The sequence below is a fragment of the Reyranella sp. genome, from assembly GCF_965229815.1.
In the GTDB taxonomy this organism is placed as follows: domain Bacteria; phylum Pseudomonadota; class Alphaproteobacteria; order Reyranellales; family Reyranellaceae; genus Reyranella.
This window is the reverse complement of the sequence record NZ_CBDDJN010000006.1, coordinates 3346152-3366468: the sequence shown is the minus strand read 5'-3', so window position 1 is coordinate 3366468 and position 20317 is coordinate 3346152. Positions and strand designations below refer to the sequence as shown.

Sequence of the window (20317 nt, the reverse complement as noted above, 5' to 3'; positions counted from 1 at the left end):
AGCCGCGCCGCCATGCTGGCCGGCATCAAGTGGCGCTGGGAGAGCTTCCCCCAATTCCTCGACGTGCTGGACACGCTTCCCAAGGGCATCAACTACGCAGGCTACATGGGCCACTGCGCGCTGCGCACCTACGTGATGGGCCAGCGCGCCTTCACCGACGCCGCGACCGACGACGATCTCCGCCGGATGGTCGATCTCACGAAGGAGGCGGTCGCGGCCGGCGCGCACGGCTTCTCGACCACGCGCTCGGTCAACCACCAGACCTCCGACGACAAGCCGGTCGCCAGCCGGCTCGCGACCTGGGAGGAGTTCGAGACGCTGGTGAAGGCGATGGGCGGCGGCATGGTCGAGGTCGCGGGCGAGCCGCGCGGCGCAGAGAGCGACAAGGCACGACGCTACTACGAGGGCCTCTCGAAGCTCTCGATCGAGAGCGGCCGGCCGATCACCTTCGGCCTGTTCAACCGCCGCACCCTGCCGGGCGGCTGGCGCTCGACCTTCGACATCGTCGAACGCACCAACCGGCAGGGCGGGCGCATGTTCGCCCAGGTCCACAGCCGCGCGCTCAACGTGCTGCTGTCGTTCGAGACCCAGCTGCCGTTTGACAAGTGGGATGTCTGGCGAGACATGCGCAAGCTGCCACTCGCCGAACAGAAGGCGTGGCTGCTCGATGCCGACAGGCGCCGCCGCCTCGTCGAGGTCGCTTCCCGTCCCTACGAGGGACCGACGGTGCGCGGCACCGAGGCGCGGCCGCCGGAATGGGACTGGATCTACGCGATGACCGACATGCGCGAGCCGCGCAAGTCGATGGCCGAGCTGGCGCGGCAGCGCAACACGCATCCCGTCGAGCTGATGATCGACATGGCGCTCGAGCGCGACATGAAGTTCTTCATGATCCAGCCGATCGCCAATGAGAACCAGGAGGAGGCGCTGGAGCTGATGAAGCATCCGCGCTCGGTCGTGACTTTCTCCGACTCGGGCGCCCATGTCTCGCAGATCATGGACTCCTCGCTGCAGACCCATCTGCTCAGCCACTGGGTGCGCGACCGCCAGGCCTTCACGCTGGAGGAGGCGGTGAAGCTCATCACCAACGACACCGCCACCCAGTTCGGCTTCCACGACCGCGGCTTGCTGCGCGAGGGGCTGGCGGCCGACATCGTGGTGTTCGACCCCGACACGGTCGGGCCGCACATGCCCGAGGTCGTGTGCGACCTGCCGGCCGGCGCCAAGCGGCTGAAGCAGACCTGCGAGGGCATGCACGCCACCATCGTGAACGGCGAGGTGCTGCTGCGCGACAACGAGCCCACCGGCAACCTGCCGGGCCGGCTGCTGCGGCGGCGCGCTCATTGACGCCGGACGCGCAGGAGGAGGCGAGGCCGCTTTCCTGCCACGATGCCGCCGCTTGACTTTGCTGCGGTGCACCGTCATACACGCGCCAGCCCGCCGGTTTGCGGGCTGACCAAGGTTTCTCGCGATCGCGCGACGCGCCCCATCTCTTGTGTGACGGCGCTTCATCCCGAGACAATCCCCCAAAGAAGAGCCGTCCCAGCCGCGCGCGGGAACGGGCCAAAAGCCGCCATCCATACGCGTGCCCGCAAGGCACGGTCGGCGGCCAAAAGGACTGTATTTCAGTGAGTAATGTTACGTTTGCGGATCTCGGCCTCGCCGAGCCGCTGCTGCGCGCCCTCGAGGCCGCCAACTACACGGTGCCGACGCCCATCCAGGCGCGGACCATCCCGGCGCTGCTGCAGGGTCGCGACGTGCTGGGCATCGCCCAGACCGGCACCGGCAAGACTGCGGCCTTCGCGCTTCCGGTGCTTCAGCACCTGTCCGGCTTCCGCGAGCGGCCGCAGCCCAAGAGCCCGCGCTGCCTCGTGCTGGCGCCGACCCGCGAGCTCGCTGTCCAGATCTCGCGCAGCTTCGACACCTACGGTCGCGGCCTCGGCCTGCGGCTCTGCACCGTCGTCGGCGGCCTGGGCTACGGCCGCCAGATCGAATCGCTGTCGCGCGGCATCGACATCCTGGTGGCGACACCGGGCCGCCTGCTCGACCTCGTCGAGCGCGGCAACGTGAAGCTCTCGAACGTGACCTTCCTCGTCCTCGACGAGGCCGACCGCATGTTCGACATGGGCTTCATCAAGGACGTGCGCCGCATCATCGGCTCGGTCTCCAAGCAGCGGCAGACGCTGATGTTCTCGGCCACCATGCCGGGCGACATCGCCAAGCTGGCGCAGGAGATCCTGAAGAACCCCGAGAAGGTCGAGATCGCGCCGCAGGGCCGCACCGTCGACAAGATCGACCAGCGCGTCTACTTCGTGTCGGCCGCGACCAAGCGCGCGCTGCTCGGCCACCTGCTGGCCGACGACACGCTCGAGCGCGTCATCGTCTTCACCCGCACCAAGCGCGGCGCCAACCGCGTCGCCGAGGCGCTCGAGGATCGCGGCGTGCGCTCCGAGGCGATCCACGGCAACAAGTCGCAGAATGCCCGGCAGAAGGCGCTCGACAATTTCAGCCGCGGCAAGGCCCGCGTGCTGGTCGCGACCGATCTCGCCTCGCGCGGCATCGACGTCACGGGCGTGACGCACGTCATCAACTACGAGCTGCCGGCTGACGCCGAGAGCTACGTCCATCGCATCGGCCGCACGGCGCGCGCCGGCGCCTCGGGCATCGCCATCTCCTTCTGCGACGGCAGCGAGCGCGGCCAGCTCAAGAGCATCGAGCGCCTGACCAACCAGCGCATCCCGATCGTCGCCACGCCGGCCAACGAGGACATGCCGGCGACGCCGCCGGCGCGCCCCCGCACGGAGCGTGATGAGCGTGACGAGCGCGACGAGCGCCCGCATGGGCATCGCGGTGCCGGCCGGGGTGGCGCTCCGGGCCGCGGCGGCCAGGGTCGAGGCGGCCAGGGCCGCGGAGGCCCGGCGGGCCAGCGTGCCTTCGGCGACCGCTCGCGCGGCGACCGTCCGCCGGCGCCGGCCGAACATCAGTGGTCGCGCGGCGACTATCGCGACCAGCCCCGCGGCGACCATCGGGACGCGCCGCGTGGCGACTACCGCGACGCACCCCGCGGCGACTACCGGGACGCGCCGCGGAGCGACTACCGCGATGCGCCTCGCGGCGACCATCGCGCCGCGCCGCGTGACGATCGCGCGCGCGACGATCGCCCGCGGTCCGGTCCGGCACACGGCGAGCATCCTGCCGGCGGACGCCCGCACGGCAACCGGCCCTACACGCCGCGCCCGCAAGGCGACCGTCCGTTCGGCGGTCCGCCGCGCGGCAACGGTGGTCGTCGCTTCGGCGGGGGTGGCGGGGGCCGCGGCCGCGGCCGCGCCGCCTAAAGCAGCTCAAGCTTTCGCGAGTCCTCGGGCTCGCTGATCGCAAAGGGCGCGTCCTCCCGGGCGCGCCCTTTTTGCGTCGGCCCCGAGCACGGGCATGATCCTGCCGGCCGGAAGAACATGATTCTGGACGATGGAAGAGGCGCTGCGAGCTACCTCGGCAGGTCGGGTCCGATCCTGAGCAGCACGAAGTGGGCGATCGCCAGTACGATCGCCCCGACGCCGTAGAGTGCGTGACGCTTGGCGTTCAGCTTCAACGCCCGCGCGGACGGGCGGAACGTCGCCCAGGCGAATTGGACGGCTGCGGCCAGCAACAGGATGAAGCCCGCCAGCTGCGCCGCCGTGAAGAATATCGCCGATGTGATGTAGAAGGCGAAGTCGGGCGGGAAAGTCCGCGCGCCGGGTCGGGCGACCTCGACGGGCTGCGGCAGCCTCACCATGACCAGGCTGGCCAGGACCGCGACAAGCGACGCCACGGCGAGCGCGCAGGCCGCCTTGGCGATCATGGTCCTGCCCCTGTCGGTGTAGAAGTCGAGCCGAAGGATTTCGAGCGGACCCGCGAGGCCGAACGGCGGTCGATACTCCGACCGCAAGCCGAGACTGAGACGAATGATCCAAAATCCCAGGCCGAGCCAGACGAGGACCAGGGCAAAGGCAAGGACCTTCATGCCGGCCATCCTAGCATGGCAGACGATCGGTCGATGTCGCGCTACTTGAGGAGGCCGGGCCCCGTTTGCAGCAGGGCGAGATGGGCCATCGCCACCAGGATCGCGCCGATACCGTAGACCGCGAGGCGCGCCGCACTCCTTCGCTGCGCGGCGCCGACCGCCCGCAGTGGAAGCGCCGGCGCTTCGGCGGCAGTGGCGGCGATCGCGGTCGCGCTGCGTAGTCGCCCACTTCGTGGTGTTCATCGTCTTTCGGACCGCGAGCCTCCAGGCTCGCTCATGATCATGAGCGGGCCTGGAGGCCCGCGGTCCAGAAGATCATGATCAGATCACGCGAAAGACGTGCGTCCCGCGCGGATTGCGGCTCCACTCCATTCGTCGTCCCGACCGGAGTGCGAAGCGCGAAGGGGAGGACCTTGTCGCAGCGAATTTTGGCTAGTCGTTGAAGCGAGGTCCCTCCACTCCGCTGCGCTCCGGTCGGGACGACGGAGCCACTTTACGCATGTGCAGTTCAGTCCGCAGGAACGTCGTCTAGAGAATCCCCTCGTCCTTGAATATCTCGAGGCATTTGCGCAGCGCGCGCTCGTAGCGGGCGCGCTCCCTGGCGATCGACTCGTCGTCCCAGTCGAAGAAGCCGCGCTTGGTCTTGAAGCCGATGCGGCCCTCGTCGACGTTCTTCTGCAGGACCGGCGGCGGGCCGTCGGCATTGGTGAGGTCGGGCCAGATGATCTTGGCCACGGCGCAGGTCGTGTCCCAGCCCGAATGCTCCTTCTGCACGATCGGGCCGGCCGCGGCATAGCGGAAGCCGAACGACAGGCGCACCGTGGCGTCGATGTCCTCGGGCGAGGCGACGCCCTGCTCGATCAGCCACAGCGCCTCGCGCATCAGCGCGCCCTGGATTCGGTTGCCGAGGAAGCCGATCACGTCCTTCCTCACCTGCACCGGCCGCTTGCCCAGCGCGCGCATGATCGCGCCGACACGCTCGGCCAGGGCGACGTCGGTGTGGACCGAGCGCACGACCTCGACCAGGGGGATGAGATGCGCCGGCATGAAGAAGTGCAGGCCCATCATGCGGCCCTGCGTCGCGAGGCCCGTGGCGATCTCGCTGATCGGGAAGCTCGAGGAGTTCGAGGTGATCGCGGCATCGGGCCGCGCCAGCGCCTCCATCTCGGCGAACAGGCGGCGCTTCAGCTCGAGGTCCTCGGTCACCGTCTCGACCACGATGTCGATCGCCGTCCAGGCCGCCTCCGGCAGGGTGGCCCAGGTCGCCAGTCCCGACGTGTCGGCGGGCTTGCCCAGCGCGGTGAGGGCGCGGGCGCAGGCGTCGGGCAGGCCTTCGCGCGTCGAGGCGGAGCGCGACACGACGTCCACCTTCCAGCCGCCGGCCAGGAACATGGCGATGATTCCCACGCCCATGGTGCCCCCGCCCACGACCAGCGCGTGACCGGGTGCCTGGTGTTCGCTTTGCGGCATTGATCGTCCTCCCCAACCCTCTGGAACTCGACGGGCGCCCCGGCGGCGGGGCAATATCGCCGCTCACTTATAGCCCCTGGGAGAGAAAGATGAGCGCCACCTACAAGGATATCGGCGTCAGCAACGAAGGTCCGGTCGGCATCGTCGAAATCCAGCGGCCGCCGCACAATTTCTTCGACAATTCGCTGATCAACCAGATCGCCGATGCCTTCGAGGCGTTCGACCGCGAGCCCGGCATCCGGTCCTATGTCCTGTGCGCCCAGGGCAAGTCGTTCTGCGCGGGCGCAGACTTCGCCAACCGGCCGCAGACCGGCGCCGCCGAGTCCGGCAAGCACCTCTACAAGGAGGCGACCCGCCTGTTCCGCGCCAAGAAGCCCAGCGTCGCAGCGATCCAGGGACCGGCGATCGGCGGCGGCCTCGGCCTCGCCGTCATGGCCGATTTCCGCGTGACCTGCGCCGAGGGTCGCTTTGCCGCCAACTTCACGCGGCTCGGCTTCCATCCCGGCTTCTCGCTGACCTACACGCTGCCGCGGCTGATCGGCCAGCAGCGCGCCAACCTCATGTTCTACACGGGCCGCCGCATCGGCGGCGAACAGGCCGTCGAGTGGGGCCTGGCCGACGTGCTGGTGCCGCTGGCCGACGTGCGCAAGGGCGCGATGGAACTCGCCCAGGAGATCGCCGAGAGCGCCCCGCTGGCGCTGCTGTCGACGCGCGAGACGATGCGCCGCGGCTTCGCCGACGCGGCCGAGGTCGCGACCGAGCGCGAGCTCACGGAGCAGGACTGGACGCGCAAGACCGAGGACTTCAAGGAAGGCGTGAAGTCCTATGCCGAGAAGCGACCCGGCAACTGGAAGGGCCGGTAGCCGCCGTCATGACTCTTCCGGACCGCGAGCCTCCCGGCTCGCTCATGATCATGAGCGGGCCGGGAGGCTCGCGGTCCGGAAGACCATGATCCTGAGCACCATGACCCCGCACATTCACGATCGGAGGCACTAGCATGGGTCAGCTCTCGGGCAAGGCCGCCATCGTCACGGGTGGCGCCTCCGGCATCGGCGAGGCCTGCTCGGAGACCCTGGCGCGCGAGGGCGGCAAGGTCCTCATCACCGACATCGACGACGCGCGTGGCCAGGCGCTGGTCGAGCGCATCGCGAAGGCGGGCGGCACGGCGCGCTACCGCCATCACGACGTGCGCGACGAGGCGGCCTGGCCCGGCGTGATCGCCGAGGCGGAGACGCAGTTCGGCCGGCTCGACATCATGGTCGCCAATGCCGGCATCGGCATCATGGCGCCGATCGAGACGATGACGCTCGGCGACTGGCAGAAGCAGCAGGCGATCAACCTCGACGGCGTCTTCCTGTCGGTGAAGAACGCCATCCCGGCGCTGCGCAAGGCGGGCGGCGGCTCGATCGTGCTGATGTCGTCGATTGCGGGCCTGCGCGGCGCGCCCGGGCTCGCCGCCTACTCGGCGACCAAGGGTGGCGTGCGCCTGTTCGCCAAGTCGGTGGCGCTGGAGCACGCGCACGACAATATCCGCTGCAACTCGGTGCATCCCGGCATCATCGCCACGCCGATCTGGGACAAAATCCCGACCGCCGCCGAGGGCAACCGCCGCAACGCGCCGATCGATCCCGCCGAGCGGGCGGCCGGCACCGTGCCGCTGACGCGCGTCGGCCTGGCGCAGGACATCGCCAACGGCGTGCTGTTCCTCTGCACCGACGCCGCCGGCTACATGACGGGCCAGGAGCTGGTGATCGACGGCGGCATCACCGCCGGCGGCCGGCCGACGCGGCGGCCGGAGTGACCATGGGCGCCGCGGCCAAGGGCTGGATCGTCGTCGCCGCGCTGAGCGGCGCGATCTCGGTGATCGTCGGCGCCTTCGCCGCCCACGGCCTCGACTTGTCGACCGAGGCCGGCCGCAAGGCGAGGGAGTGGCTGCAGACCGGCAGCCAGTATCAGGTCATCCACGCGCTCGCGATCATCGGCGTTGTGGTCCTCGTTCGCACCGCGACGGTGAACGCGCCCGTCGCTCTCGTCGCGCAGTGCCTGTTCGTGCTGGGCAGCGTGCTCTTTCCGGGAGCTCTCTACGCGCTCGCCTTCGGCGGGCCCCGCTGGATGGGGGCCGTGGCGCCGATCGGCGGCGCCGCGTTCATCCTGGGCTGGCTGAGCCTCGCTCTGGCCGCACTGATGAGGCCGGGCGCCGGTTGACCGGCCGAAGTCGATCGCTCAGTCGCGCGAAGCCTCTCGTCAGGAAAGCTGCTCGTCCAGCAGCTTGAGCGCCTCGGCCGCGAAGGCGCGCATGTTGGCGACGCGGTCGTTGGAACCGGTGCGCAGCGTGCGTGCGATCTTGCCCTTCGGGCCGACGACGGCGACGCAGGTGTGGCCGGCGGGATCGCCATAGGAATTGCCGGTCGGGCCCGAGGCGCCGGTCTCGGCGAGGCCCCAGGTCGTGTTCAGCCGCTCGCGCACCAGCTCGGCCGCCAGCGTTGCCCACGGCTCGGACGAGGAGCGGATGCCGGCGCGTTTTTCCTTGGTGGCGCCCAGGAACATCTCGCCAGCGGGCCGCGTGTAGACCACGGCACCGCCCATGAAGTAGGCCGAGGCGCCGGGCACGGCCAGCAGCACGGCCGAGATCAGCCCGCCGGCCGAGGATTCGGAGACTCCGACCGTCTCCTTGCGGGCCTTCAGCTTGTCGCCGACCTTCTTCGCCAGCGGCAGAAGCGAGTCCATGATCAGTCCTTCCTGTTCGTGAAGATGTCGAGGACCAGCGGCACCTGCTGGCCGAGCCAGATCGCGCGGTCGCGATGGTCTTCGAGGTCGTGGCCGGTATTGGGATGGACGAAGACCGTGAGGTCGCCGCGGTTCAGGGTGAGCCAGGACAGGAGCGGCGCGAGCTGGTCGTTGCGGAAGGCGACCTGGTAGCTGAAGCGCGGATGCGGGCCGACCGGCTTCTCGTGGAAGCGGCCCATCTCGATGTCGAAGGCCTTCTCGATGCGCTCGCGCAAGGCCCAGGCGGGCTCGCGCGAAGCGGCGTCGAAGTAGACGTGGGCGTGCCAGTCCTTGATCGCGGTCGTGTCCATCCGTTCATCCTATCACGCCTTGAAATGTGCCGTTTCGTGCAACCGCAGGTCGGAACCCTCTACCGTTCCCCGATGCGAGGTTGCTTGCTAGGCTGCCCCCATCATGAACTTCGATTTCTCCGACGACCAGAAGCTGCTCAAGGAGCAGGTTCGCAAGTTCCTCACCGACAAGTGCCCGACGAAAGTCGTGCGGCGCGTGCTCGATGGCAACGAGACCCATGCCGAGGAGGTCTGGAAAGGCCTGGTCGACCTCGGCGTTCCGGGCATCGCGATTCCCGAGGAGCATGGCGGGCTCGGCCTCTCGCCGCTCGAGCTCTGCGTCGTCGCCGAGGAGATTGGCCGCGCCGCGGCGCCGGTGCCGTTCGACACGTCGGTCGTGCTGGCGACCGAGGCGCTGAAGCTCGCGGGCTCTGAGGCGCAGAAGAAGAAGTGGCTGCCGGCGCTGGCCGCCGGCCAGGCGATCGGCACCTTGGCCGTCGCCGAGGGCGCGCAGCCGCCCAAGCCGCGCACCATCCGCACGACCTTCGGCAACGGCCGCCTCAACGGCAAGAAGGTGCCGGTGGCCGACGGCGAGGCGGCGACCTTCGCCATCGTGCTCGCCAACACCGGCGGGCAAGGAGATCGCGCGGTGTCTCTGGTGCTGGTCGATCTCAAGCAGGCGGCCGTGGCGAAGAAGCGCGTCGAGACGATCGACCCGGCGCGCAAGCACGCCGAGCTCACCTTCACCGACGCCACCGCCGAGCTGCTGGGCGCCGAGGGCGAGGGCTGGCGCACGCTCGAGCGCCTCTACGATGCCGCCGCCGTGTACTTCGCCTTCGCCCAGGTGGGCGGCGCCGAGGCCGCGATGTGGATGGCGCGCGACTACGCCCTGCAGCGCCAGGCCTTCGGCCGTGCCATCGGCTCCTACCAGGCGATCAAGCACAAGCTGGCCGACTGCTACGTCAAGCTCGAGCTGGCGCGCTCCAACGCCTATTACGGCGCGATGATGCTGACCGAGGGCGGTGCCGACCTGCCGCTGGCGGCGGCGGCGGCGCGCATCGCGGCCACCGAGGCCTACGACTTCGCGGCCAAGGAGAACATCCAGACGCACGGCGGCATCGGTTTCACCTGGGAGGCCGACACCCAGTTCCACTACCGCCGGTCCCGTGTGATGGCCCTGTCGATCGGCGGCCCGATGGCGTGGAAGGACAAGCTGGTCAGCCGCCTCGAACAGAAGAACGCAGCTTAACCAAAGCTGCAGTGGAGGAAACCATGGACTTCAACGACACGGCGGAAGAAGCCGCGTTCCGCAAGGAAGTGCGCGCCTGGCTCGACGCCAACGCCACGCGCAAGAGCGACGACAAGGCGAGCTTCCGCGCCCGCAACGACGATCCCGAGCTGCTCAAGAAGGCGAAGGAGTGGCAGGACAAGAAGGCGAAGGCAGGCTATGCGCGCATCACCTGGCCCAAGGAATATGGCGGCCGTGGCGGCTCGCCCATCCTGCAGGTGATCTACCAGCAGGAGGAGGCCGACTACCTGGTGCCGCTCGGTTTCTTCGACATCGGGCTGGGCATGTGCATCCCGACCATGATGGCCTATGCCAAGCCCGAGCAGCTCCAGCGCTACGTCAAGCCGGCGCTGCACGGCCAGGAAGTGTGGTGCCAGCTCTTCTCCGAGCCGGCGGCCGGTTCCGACGTCGCCGGCATCCGCACCAGGGCCGAGCGCGACGGCGACGACTGGGTGATCAACGGCCAGAAGGTCTGGACCTCGGGCGCGCATTACAGCGACTACGGCATCGTTATCACTCGCACCGATCCCAATGTCCCGAAGCACCAGGGACTGACCATGTTCTTCCTGTCGATGAAGACGCCGGGGGTCGAGGTGCGGCCGATCAAGCAGATGTCGGGCGGCGCCAACTTCAACGAGGTCTTCTTCACCGACGTGCGCATCCCCGACAGCCAGCGGCTGGGCAAGGTGGGCGAGGGCTGGAAGGCGGCGCTGACCACGCTGATGAACGAGCGGCTGGCCGTCGGCCTGCCCTCGGGCGGCCTCGACGTCGATGAGCTGATGGAGCTCGCCCGCGACACCGAGCTCGAGGACGGGCCGGCGATCCGCAACAGCCAGGTGCGCTCCAAGATCGCCGACTGGTACGTCCAGCAGCAGGGGCTGAAGCTGACGCGCTACCGCACGCTGACCGCCCTCTCCAAGGGCCAGACGCCAGGACCGGAATCGTCGATCATCAAGATCGTCGCCGCGCCGAAGATGCAGGACATGGGCGCCTTCGCCATGGAGCTGATGGGGCCGGCCGGCATCATGAAGGAGGACGTGCCGCACGCCGCGGGCTTCCAGGCCCAGTGGGTCGGCGGCGCCGGCTTCCGCATCGCCGGCGGCACCGACGAGATCCTGCGCAACATCGTGGCCGAGCGCGTGCTCGGCCTGCCGGCCGACGTGCGCGTCGACAAGGACGTGCCGTTCAACAAGCTCAAGGGCTGACCAATCGGCCCTTCCGCCGGCGGCCGGCGGCAGGCAGCATGCCTCCCGAAGACGATCGGGAGGAAAGATGAACAGGCTGGATGGCAAGGTCGCGTTCCTGTCGGGCGCGGCGCGCGGGATCGGAGGCGCCACGGCGACGCTGATGGCGAGCGTGGGCGCGAAGGTCGTGATCGGCGACGTGCTGGACGAGCGCGGCCGGCAGACCGCGCGGGAGATCGAGGCCGCGGGCGGCCAGGCGCTCTACGTGTCGCTCGACGTGACGCAGGAGGCGAGCTGGCAGGCGGCGATCGACGCCGCCCTCGCGAAGTTCGGCAAGCTCGACGTGCTGGTGAACAATGCCGGCATCTTCATCGGCAAGGGCGTCGAGGATGCGAGCCTCGACGAGTGGAACCGGCTGGTCGCCGTCAACCTGACCGGCGTCGTGCTGGGCACGCGGGCGGCGCTGCCCGCCCTCAAGGCGAGCGCCGCCGGGAGCGCGCACGGTTCCGCCATCGTGAACCTCGCCTCGGTGGCGGGACTGGTCGGCTCGCAGCTCGATCCGCTCTATTCGCTCACCAAGGGCGGGGTGACGATGTTCACCAAGTCGACCGCGCTCGAGTTCGGCCGCAAGGGCTACCGCATCCGGGTCAACTCGATCCATCCCGGCGTCATCGACACCGACATGGGCCAGCAGACCTTTGCCATGCGGGCCCGTGCGCAGGGCACGAACGACACCGAGGAGACGCGCGCCGTCTCGATCCGCATGCATCCGATCGGCCGGCTGGGCCTGGCCGAGGACATCGCCAAGGGCATCGTGTTCCTGGCGTCCGACGATGCCGGCTTCATGACCGGCTCGGGTCTGGTCGTTGACGGGGGCTACACGGCACAATAGCGCGGTCCCGTACGAGGAGAGTGGCGGCCGTGAACCCCCTGCTGATTTCGCTGGCCGCCGCCGCGCTGATGGTCCTGGGCGCCTGGCTGGGCACGGTGCTGCGGCGCTCCCTGCCGCGACAGCATCTCGACGACCAGTCGAAAGACGTGGTGCGGCTGGGCTCGGGCCTGATCGCCACCGTCACCGCCCTGGTGCTGGGGCTGCTGATCACTTCCGCCAAGGGCACCTACGAGACCCAGCGCAGCGAGATCAAGACCATCGCCGCCAAGCTGGTGCTCCTCGACGAGCTGCTGAAGCGCTACGGACCGGAGGCCCGGGCGGCCCGCGAGATGCAGCGCGTGGCCATGGGACCGATGATCGACCGAATCTGGGGGCAGCGGGCGATTTCTCCGCCGACGGGCGGCGCGCCGTACCAGCCCAGCCTCGAAGGCGAGAAGGTCTACGAGGCGGTCGAGGCGCTGGCGCCGCAGACCGACGTGCAGCGCAGCCTGAAGTTCCGGGCGCTCGCCATCGTGGCGTCGATCACCGAGGCGAGGGTGCTGCTGTTCGAGGAAAGCGAGGCCGGCCTGCCGACGGCGATCCTGGTGATCGTGGTCTTCTGGCTCACCATCCTGTTCGCGGGATACACGCTGTTCACGGCGGTCAATCCGACCAGCGGCGTCATCCTGGCGGTCATCGCCCTGTCGGCCTCGGGGGCGATCTTCCTGATCCTGGAACTGAACGATCCGTTCGGCGGCCTCATGCAGATCTCGCCGGACCCGTTGCGCAATGCCCTGGGCGTGCTCAGCTCGTGACGGGAGGGGCGCGTGTCCCGTCGCCGATCTGTGGCATACTGTCGGCAGGCCGGCCCTGCGGCCGGCCGCACAGAGGTGCCGTGGCCTGACGTGATGCCTGTCTTTCACCGGACCGTGAGCGACGACGGCGAGGAACTGGCCCGGGCCATCCCGGGGGCCACCATCCATTGTGTCGCCGACGAGGGACCCGCCTTCAACGGGCGCTACTGGCACCTCGATCTCGACGGGCTGGTCCTGGCCCGGCTGGAAATGGACCAGGCCACCCTCGTCGCGCTGGACGAGCGCGTGCGCGATTTCAACGTGTGGCACGTGATCAGCCCTGCCTGCGCAGTGAACGGCCAGGCCGTGGCGGACGACGAGATCGTCCCGGTACGGCCGGGCGAGGGCGGCACGATGCGCAGCGCCGGCCGGGCGCGGATCATGACGTTCGCCCTCCAGCCGTCGCTCTTCGCCGCAGCCGCCGAGCTCGATCTGCCCTTCCGGGCTGCCGTTGCGCCGGGTCGATGGCGCGTGGCGCTGCATGGCGCGCGCCAGCGGTTCGTCGCCCTGGGGCGCGCGCTCGTGGATCGCCTCGACGCCGAACCGCGGCTGCTCGCGACCGCGGCCACCCGGGTCTCCCTGCGCAATGCCCAGCTCGAGGTGATCGCCGCGCTGGGCGACGACGGGGCCTTCCGTCCGGACCGCGCGGCGGTCGGGCGTCACTCGCGGATCATGATGCGCTTCGAGCGGGCCATCGAGGAGGCGGGCGAGGGGCCGCTCGACATGGTGACGCTCTGCCGCCGCAGCGGGACGTCGCGCCGCTCGCTGGAAGCGGTGGTGCGCCAGCGGACCGGCCGGTCGCCGTGGGCCTATCTGCGTTGGCGGCGCCTGTGGCGGGCACGCGCCATGCTGCGGCGTCCGGAGGCGGGTGCGACGGTGACCGACGTCGCCTTCGGCCTCGGCTTCTGGCATCTCAGCCGCTTTGCCGCTGCCTATGGCGAGACCTTCGGCGAGGTCCCGAGCGCCACCCTGGCGCGAGCGGGCGGGAACCCGGCCGCTCCCGACCTGCGCAATTCGGATAGCCACCCCGGACGACGGGGCCTAGCCATGGGCGGCCCGCCGCCGGCGGGCGTGGTTCCGCGAGGTCGGACGTGACGAAAACTTCCCGGGTCGACAGGACCGCCATCGCCCTTGCGATCGCCTGCACCCTCGGCAGCCCGATGGCCGTCCTTGCCGCCGACGGGGAGACGGCCGGCGTCGAGATCGGGCAGGCGGCCGGCGAGCCGCCCGCATCCGACCCGGACGGCTGGCGCTTCCAGGCCACCGCCTACGGCTGGCTGATCGGAGTCTCCGGGAGCCTCACGTCCCGCGGGCAGACGGTCGACCTCAACGCGAGCTTCCCGCAGATCGTCGCCAAGAGCGATTCGATCGCGGCGTTCATGGCCTATGTCGAGGCCGACAAGGGCAAGGTCGGGGTCTACGGCGACCTGGTCTGGACCAAGCTCGGCTTCGACCGCGGGTCGGCGACCTACCGCAATCCGCTGCCCGGCGTGCAGCTCAGCGCCCGCACCAACACCGCGCTCACGACCTCGATGACCATCATCGAGATGGGCGGCCTCTACGAGGCCGCGCGCTGGACGCATGCGCCCGGATCGTTCACCGCCATCGACGGCCTGCTGGGCTTCCGCTACTGGAGCCAGTCGAGCGACATCAATCTCAACGTGCTGGCGTCGGTCAACGTCACCAGCCTCGGCATCGAGCAGGGACGGGCCTTCTCGATCGCCCGTTCCGGCAACGTCGCCTGGGTCGATCCGGTGATCGGCGTGCGGGTGCGGCACCAGTTCACGCCCAGCCAGCATCTGATGGTGCGCGGCGATGTCGGGGGCTTCGGCTTCGCCAGCCAGATCGCGTGGCAGGCGGTCGGCGTCTACAGCTACTCCTGGCAATTCACCGGCTATTCGCTGGCCGGCGTGATCGGCTATCGCGCGCTGGGCGTCGACTACAGCACGGGCTGGGGCAGCAATGCCGCAGGCGCCAACCTCGTCCTGCACGGGCCCCTGGTGGGCTTCACCCTCCGCTTCTGAACGTCGGATACGCCATGAGCCCAGCGACCGAAGACGCCGGCACGCGGCGCGATGCCTCGCGATCGTCGCTTCCGGCGCTGCTCGCGCTGGTCGGCGCCTCCATGCCCATGAGCCTCGATCCGTCCATCCACAACATCGCCGTGGTGGCGGCCGGCAACGAGCTGCACATGACCGGTGCCGGGCGGGCGCTGGCCGCGAGCATCGGAACGCTGTGCATCGCCGCCGCCATCCTGACGACCGGCAGCCTCGGCGACCGGCTGGGGCGCCGGAAGATCATGCTGTTCGGCCTGGTCGTGACGCTGGCGGGCGGCATCGTGACGGCGCTGGCCCCGAATGCGGCGATCTTCTCGCTCGGGCGTGTCCTGTCGGGGGTCGGCTTCGCCGCCTCCTTCGGCCTCTCCTTCGCGCTCCTGCGGGCGATCGCGCCCGACCCTGACGCGCTGGCAAAGGCGGTGGCGCGCTGGCTGGCCCTGCAGACGCTCGGCGTCGTGGTCCTGTGCCTGCTCGGCGGCTATCTCGCGGGCGTGAGCTGGCGCGCCGCCTACCTGCTCGGCCCGGCCGTCGGCGTGGCGGCGCTGCTGCTGTGCCTTCGGAGCGTGCCGGAAGCCCGCGATCCGGCGGCGGGCCGGTTCGACGGCATCGGCCTGGCGCTGGTGGCGGTCGGTCTCGTCGCCGTGCTGTACGGCGTCAGCAACGCGGCCTCGGCGGGCTGGGGCAGTGTCCGGGTGCTGGCGCCGCTGGCGCTGGGGACAGCGATGCTCGTGGGCTTCTCCTGGTGGGAGGCGCGGACGGCGCGGCCGGCCTTCCCGATCCGCTCCTTCGGCGATCCCGAGCTGATGGTCGGCGCGCTGGCCGGAATCGCCTTCAACATCGGCAACGCGGTCGTGGCCATCCAGCTCTCGCTGCTCTGGCAGTACGTCTATCGCTTCACGCCCTTCGAGGTGAGCCTCGGCCAACTGCCGTTCATCGCCGCCTGCATCGTTGCGGCAAGCTGGGCGGGAAGTCTGGTGGCGCGCGGCGTGTCGATGCGCCTGCTCGTCCCGGTCGGGCTGATCGCCATGGCGGCTTCTCTCGCGGCGATGGCCTTCGCCGGCCCGTCGACGTCCTACCTCGTGTTCGTAGTACCGCTCATGGTGGCGGGTGTCGGGCTCATGCTCACCCAGGCCCCGACGGCCAACGTCTTCGTCGCCAAGCCGCCGCCCGCGCTGGTGGGCGCCATCGGCTCGTCGCGCACCGCGTTCGGCCAGTTCGGCTTCGCGCTTGGCCTCGCGCTCTCCTCGTCGCTGGTTTACGGCCTGTTCTCGCCCGACCTGCGCCAGCGCCTCGAGCAGGCCGGCGCGACGCCGGCCGAGCAGGCGCAGTCGGTCGGCATCATCCAGTCGTACGTGCAGACCGGGACGGCGACGGCCTACGACGCGAAGCTGGTGCAGGAGGTGATCGCCAGCGCGACGACGGCCTATCTCGACAGCTATCGCCTCACGCTGCTGGTCATGGCCGCGTTGATCGCGGTTATCGGCGTCGTCTGCTTCTGGATCCTGCCGCGGCATCGGTCGGGAGGCGCGCCCGCGGCCGCCGGGTGAGGGACTGAGCAGCCGGCGCCGGCATCGAGCGTCCCGGCCGGGACGGTCAGAAAATACCGCCGGCGAGGCCCGCCGCCATGGCGGCGCCCAGCTCCTCGCATTGCTCGACGAACGCCGGCTGCCAGGCGCCGCGGCAGATCAGCGGCTCCTGCACGAGACGCCAGCGCAAGCCGGTCAGGATGGTCTCGATGCCGCGCCGCGTGCCGGTGCCGTCGCTGCCGGCCCGGATGTAGACCGCGCAGGGCAGCCCCTGGGTGCGCTCGAGCAGCGGATTGTAGGACCGGTCGAAGAAGTCCTTCAGCGCGCCGCTCATGTAACCGAGATTCTCGGTCGTCCCGAGGATGACGGCCTGGGCCGCCAGCACGTCCTCAGGCCCGGCCTGCAGGGGCGCGACCACGCGGACGTCGATATCCGTTTCGCTGAGCGCGCCGCGTTCCACGGCCTGCCGCAGGGAGAGGGTGTTCTCCGACGGAGCATGGGCCACAATGAGCAGGCTCTTCGACATCGAGCGCGATTCTACCCCGAGACACGGCCGTCATGCTCAAGAAACTCCTGATCGCCAATCGCGGCGAGATCGCCATCCGCATCGCCCAGGCCGCCGCCGAGCTCGGCATCGCGACCGCCGGCCTCCATTCCGAAGACGATGCGACGTCGCTGCACGTGCGGCGTGTCGACGAGGCCCTCGCCTTGCCGGGCCGGGGCGCCGCAGCCTACCTCGACATCGGCAGCGTGATCGCGGCGGCGCGGAAGGCGGGCTGCGATTCCGTGCATCCGGGTTACGGCTTCCTGTCGGAGAATGCCGATTTCGCCGAGGCCTGCGCCGCGGCCGGCCTCCTGTTCGTCGGCCCCACACCCGGGCAGCTCCGGCTGTTCGGCGACAAGACGAGCGCGCGGGCGCAGGCAGAGCAGTGCAATGTGCCCGTGCTGCCGGGGACCGGCATCGTCGACCTGGCCGGCGCGAGGGCGTTCCTGAAGGCGCATGCGAGGACCGGCATCGCGCTCAAGGCCATCGCCGGCGGCGGCGGGCGCGGCATGCGCCTGGTGCGCGAGGAGGGCGAGCTGGCCGACGCCTTCGCCCGCGCCTCGGCGGAAGCGAAGGCCGCGTTCGGCAACGGCGATCTCTATGCCGAGCGGCTGGTCGGCCGCGCGCGGCACATCGAGGTGCAGATCGTGGGCGACGGCCAGGGCGGCATCGTCGCCCTGGGCGAACGCGAGTGCACCCTGCAGCGCCGCAGCCAGAAGATCGTCGAGCTGGCGCCCAGCCCCCATCTCGACGCGGCCCTGCGGGAGGAGATCGTCGCCGCGGCGGTCGCCATGGCCCGGGCCGTGGCGTACCGCAGCCTCGGCACGTTCGAGTTCCTGGCCGACGGCGACGCGTTCTTCTTCATCGAGGCCAATCCGCGCCTGCAGGTCGAGCACACCGTGACCGAGGAAGTGTGGGGCGTGGACCTGGTGAGGACCCAGCTCCTGCTGGCCGGCGGCGCCAGCCTGCCCGACACGGGCGTCGCGCGCGCGGCGCCGCGCGGGCATGCGATCCAGCTGCGGATCAACATGGAGACGATGACGGCGGACGGCTCGGCCCGTCCCGGCGGCGGCACGCTCACCGTGTTCGAGCCGCCGTCCGGCAAGGGCGTCCGCGTCGACACCTACGGCTATGCCGGCTACCGCACCAACCCCAACTTCGATTCGCTTCTGGCCAAGCTCATCGTGCACAGCCCGTCGGCGGATTTCGGCGAGGCCCTGGCGCGCGGCGAACGCGCGCTGGCGGCCTTTCGCCTCGAAGGCGCGCCCAGCAACATCGCCTTCCTGCGCGCTCTCCTGGCCGACGACGAGGTCCGTGCCGGCCGGGTCCATACGCGCTTCATCGACGAGCGGGCCGCGTCGCTGATCGAGGCCGCGGGCAAGCTGCCGGGCGGCCTCTATTTCGAGGCGGCGCCGCCGGCCACCCCCGGACGGCAGGTGGGTGCCCGGGTCGACGCGGTGGACCCGCTGGCCGTCCTGACCTTCGGCAAGGCCGTGCCGGCGGCGTCCGGCGCGGTGGCGGACGAGGAGGGGCCGGAAGGCACCGTGCCGGTGAAGGCGCCGATGCAGGGCACGATCGTCAGCCTCTCGGTCGCGGAAGGCGACGCGGTGGCGGCCGGGCAGGCGCTGCTGGTCATGGACGCCATGAAGATGCAGCACGAGATCCGCAGCCCGGCGCGCGGCTATGTGCGGCGCATCGCCGTCACGGCGGGCGAGACCGTCTACGAGGGCCACGCCCTCCTGTTCGTCGAGGAGGCCGAGGTCGAGGTCGCGGGTGCCGCCGCCGAGGAGGCGATCGACCTCGAGCATGTCCGTCCGGACCTCGCCGAATATTTCGAACGCCGCGCGCTCACGCTGGACGACCGGCGACCCGAGTCGGTGGCGCGACGGCGCAGGACCAACCAGCGCACCGCCCGCGAGAACCTGGACGACCTGGTCGACCCCGGCAGCTTCGTCGAATGGGGCGCCTTCGCCATCGCCAGCCAGCGCACGCGGCGCAGCCTCGACGACCTGATCGAACGCACGCCGGCGGACGGATTGATCACCGGCATCGGCCGAGTCAACGGCGCGCTGTTCGGCCCCGAGAAGAGCCGCGTCGCCGTCGCCCATTACGACTACACGGTGCTGGCCGGCACCCAGGGCAAGACCAACCATCACAAGAAGGACCGGCTGTTCGAGATCGTCGAGGAGCAGCGCCTGCCGCTGGTCTTCTTCACGGAAGGCGGCGGCGGCCGGCCGGGCGACGTCGACCTGCAGTCGGTGGCCGGCCTCAACACCATGGCCTTCCACATCTTCGGCCGGCTGAGCGGCTCCTCGCCGCTGGTCGGCATCAACTCGGGCCGCTGCTTCGCCGGCAACGCGGCGATCCTGGGTTGCTGCGACGTGGTGATCGCGACCAGGAACTCGACCATCGGTATGGGCGGGCCGGCGATGATCGAGGGCGGCAATCTCGGCGTCTACGCGCCGGAGGAGGTCGGCCCGATGAGCGTGCAGGTGCCCAACGGCACAGTCGACATCGCCGTCGAGGACGAGGCCGAGGCGGTCGCGGTGGCCAAGAAGTACCTGTCGTACTTCCAGGGCGCATTGCCCGACTGGCGGGCGGCCGACCAGCGCCTGCTCCGCCGGGCCATCCCGGAGAACAGGTTGCGCGTCTACGACGTGCGCAGCGTCATCGAGACGCTGTGCGACGAGGGCTCGGTGCTGGAGCTGCGCCGCGCCTTCGGTCCCGGCATGGTGACGGCGCTGGCGCGCATCGAGGGCAAGCCGCTGGGCATCGTCGCCAACAACCCGGTGCATCTCGCCGGCGCCATCGATTCGGACGGATCGGACAAGGCGGCGCGCTTCCTGCAGCTCTGCGACTGCTTCGACCTGCCGGTCCTGTTCCTGTGCGACACGCCGGGCATGATGGTGGGACCCGAGGTCGAGAAGACCGCCCTTGTCCGCCACTGCTCGCGGCTGTTCGTGGTCGGCGCCAATCTCGGCGTGCCGTTCGGCACCATCGTGCTGCGCAAGGCCTACGGGCTGGGCGCCCAGGCCATGGCCGGCGGTTCGTTCCATGCCGGCACTTTCGCGATCGCCTGGCCGACCGGCGAGTTCGGCGGCATGGGACTGGAGGGTGCGGTCAAGCTCGGCTACCGCAAGGAACTGGAGGCGATCGCCGATCCCGTGGAGCGGCGGGCCCTGTTCGACCGCATGGTCGCCGAAGCCTATGCGCGCGGCAAAGCGCTGAGCACCGCGACCTACTTCGAGGTCGACGAGGTGATCGATCCGGCCGATTCACGGCGCTGGATCGCGACCGCCCTGCTGGGCGCGCCGCCACGCCCGCGCAACCCGCACAAGAAGCGGCCGAACATCGATACGTGGTGAAGGTTGTCATCCCGAGGCCGCAGGCCGAGGGACCTTTCGGTACCGGAAAGGTCCCTCCCTTCGCCCCTGCTCAAGGCAGGGGCTGCGCTCGGGATGACAGGG

The 20317-nt window shown here is 70.1% G+C and carries 18 protein-coding genes; 13 read left to right on the top strand and 5 right to left on the bottom strand.

All coding sequences use genetic code 11. The features are described 5' to 3' along the window. Both ACO073_RS27535 and ACO073_RS27530 read left to right on the top strand, forming a co-directional pair. Positions 1 to 1347: amidohydrolase family protein (locus ACO073_RS27535; RefSeq protein WP_422002120.1), on the top strand; the 1347-nt coding region annotated here is incomplete at its 5' end. A 281-nt stretch (positions 1348 to 1628) separates the two neighbouring features. After that, a complete protein-coding gene (locus ACO073_RS27530; RefSeq protein WP_422002118.1) occupies positions 1629 to 3335 on the top strand; it encodes a DEAD/DEAH box helicase in 1707 nt (568 codons plus the stop codon). A 149-nt stretch (positions 3336 to 3484) separates the two neighbouring features. Here the strand turns inward: ACO073_RS27530 and ACO073_RS27525 are convergent, their stop codons facing one another. Both ACO073_RS27525 and ACO073_RS27520 read right to left on the bottom strand, forming a co-directional pair. After that, positions 3485 to 4000 carry a hypothetical protein gene (locus ACO073_RS27525; protein ID WP_422002116.1) on the bottom strand — a complete coding sequence of 172 codons (516 nt, stop codon included), beginning with the start codon at positions 3998 to 4000 and terminating at the stop codon, positions 3485 to 3487. 528 nt (positions 4001 to 4528) lie between these two features. Beyond that, the gene (locus tag ACO073_RS27520; protein ID WP_422002114.1) at positions 4529 to 5470 is read right to left on the bottom strand and encodes a 3-hydroxyacyl-CoA dehydrogenase family protein; all 942 of its coding nucleotides are present in this window, start codon (positions 5468 to 5470) and stop codon (positions 4529 to 4531) included. 89 nt (positions 5471 to 5559) lie between these two features. Between ACO073_RS27520 and ACO073_RS27515 the strand changes: the two genes are divergently transcribed. The 3 genes from ACO073_RS27515 to ACO073_RS27505 all read left to right on the top strand — a co-directional run bounded on the left by ACO073_RS27515 (position 5560) and on the right by ACO073_RS27505 (position 7675). Continuing rightward, positions 5560 to 6333 carry an enoyl-CoA hydratase/isomerase family protein gene (locus tag ACO073_RS27515; protein ID WP_422002112.1) on the top strand — a complete coding sequence of 258 codons (774 nt, stop codon included), beginning with the start codon at positions 5560 to 5562 and terminating at the stop codon, positions 6331 to 6333. Positions 6334 to 6467: 134 nt separating this feature from the next. Next, entirely contained in the window at positions 6468 to 7271 is an 804-nt protein-coding gene (locus tag ACO073_RS27510; RefSeq protein ID WP_422002111.1) for an SDR family NAD(P)-dependent oxidoreductase, read from the top strand. A 2-nt stretch (positions 7272 to 7273) separates the two neighbouring features. After that, positions 7274 to 7675, top strand: a complete 402-nt coding sequence (locus tag ACO073_RS27505; RefSeq protein WP_422002110.1) for a DUF423 domain-containing protein — start codon at positions 7274 to 7276, stop codon at positions 7673 to 7675. A 39-nt stretch (positions 7676 to 7714) separates the two neighbouring features. Here ACO073_RS27505 and ACO073_RS27500 read toward each other — a convergent pair whose 3' ends face one another. Together ACO073_RS27500 and ACO073_RS27495 are read right to left on the bottom strand one after the other, a co-directional pair. Beyond that, entirely contained in the window at positions 7715 to 8197 is a 483-nt protein-coding gene (locus ACO073_RS27500) for a CinA family protein (protein WP_422002108.1), read from the bottom strand. A 2-nt stretch (positions 8198 to 8199) separates the two neighbouring features. Further along, positions 8200 to 8547, bottom strand: coding sequence for a DOPA 4,5-dioxygenase family protein (locus ACO073_RS27495; RefSeq protein WP_422002107.1), 348 nt, complete (start codon positions 8545 to 8547; stop codon positions 8200 to 8202). Between the two features lie 103 nt (positions 8548 to 8650). Here ACO073_RS27495 and ACO073_RS27490 point away from each other — a divergent pair, with 103 nt between their 5' ends. From ACO073_RS27490 to ACO073_RS27460, 7 genes are all read left to right on the top strand, one after another. Then, positions 8651 to 9775, top strand: a complete 1125-nt coding sequence (locus ACO073_RS27490) for an acyl-CoA dehydrogenase family protein (RefSeq protein ID WP_422002105.1) — start codon at positions 8651 to 8653, stop codon at positions 9773 to 9775. Positions 9776 to 9798: 23 nt separating this feature from the next. After that, a complete protein-coding gene (locus ACO073_RS27485) occupies positions 9799 to 11019 on the top strand; it encodes an acyl-CoA dehydrogenase family protein (protein ID WP_422002103.1) in 1221 nt (406 codons plus the stop codon). Positions 11020 to 11086: 67 nt separating this feature from the next. After that, positions 11087 to 11890: an SDR family NAD(P)-dependent oxidoreductase gene (locus ACO073_RS27480; RefSeq protein WP_422002101.1), complete on the top strand. Its 804-nt coding sequence runs from the start codon at positions 11087 to 11089 to the stop codon at positions 11888 to 11890. A 29-nt stretch (positions 11891 to 11919) separates the two neighbouring features. Then, entirely contained in the window at positions 11920 to 12684 is a 765-nt protein-coding gene (locus tag ACO073_RS27475; RefSeq protein ID WP_422002100.1) for a DUF4239 domain-containing protein, read from the top strand. 114 nt (positions 12685 to 12798) lie between these two features. Then, the gene (locus ACO073_RS27470; RefSeq protein ID WP_422002098.1) at positions 12799 to 13818 is read left to right on the top strand and encodes a helix-turn-helix domain-containing protein; all 1020 of its coding nucleotides are present in this window, start codon (positions 12799 to 12801) and stop codon (positions 13816 to 13818) included. Further along, on the top strand, positions 13815 to 14747 hold the full coding sequence (locus ACO073_RS27465; RefSeq protein ID WP_422002096.1) for a hypothetical protein: 933 nt from the start codon (positions 13815 to 13817) through the stop codon (positions 14745 to 14747). Before ACO073_RS27470 ends, ACO073_RS27465 begins: the two co-directional genes overlap by 4 nt. 14 nt (positions 14748 to 14761) lie before the next feature. Beyond that, a complete protein-coding gene (locus ACO073_RS27460) occupies positions 14762 to 16327 on the top strand; it encodes an MFS transporter (protein WP_422002094.1) in 1566 nt (521 codons plus the stop codon). A 46-nt stretch (positions 16328 to 16373) separates the two neighbouring features. On the opposite strand, the gene ACO073_RS27455 is transcribed toward ACO073_RS27460, so the two are convergent. After that, on the bottom strand, positions 16374 to 16832 hold the full coding sequence (locus ACO073_RS27455; protein WP_422002092.1) for a flavodoxin family protein: 459 nt from the start codon (positions 16830 to 16832) through the stop codon (positions 16374 to 16376). Between the two features lie 32 nt (positions 16833 to 16864). Between ACO073_RS27455 and ACO073_RS27450 the strand changes: the two genes are divergently transcribed. Further along, positions 16865 to 20215, top strand: a complete 3351-nt coding sequence (locus ACO073_RS27450) for a carboxyl transferase domain-containing protein (RefSeq protein WP_422002090.1) — start codon at positions 16865 to 16867, stop codon at positions 20213 to 20215. Positions 20216 to 20317 lie beyond the last annotated feature (102 nt).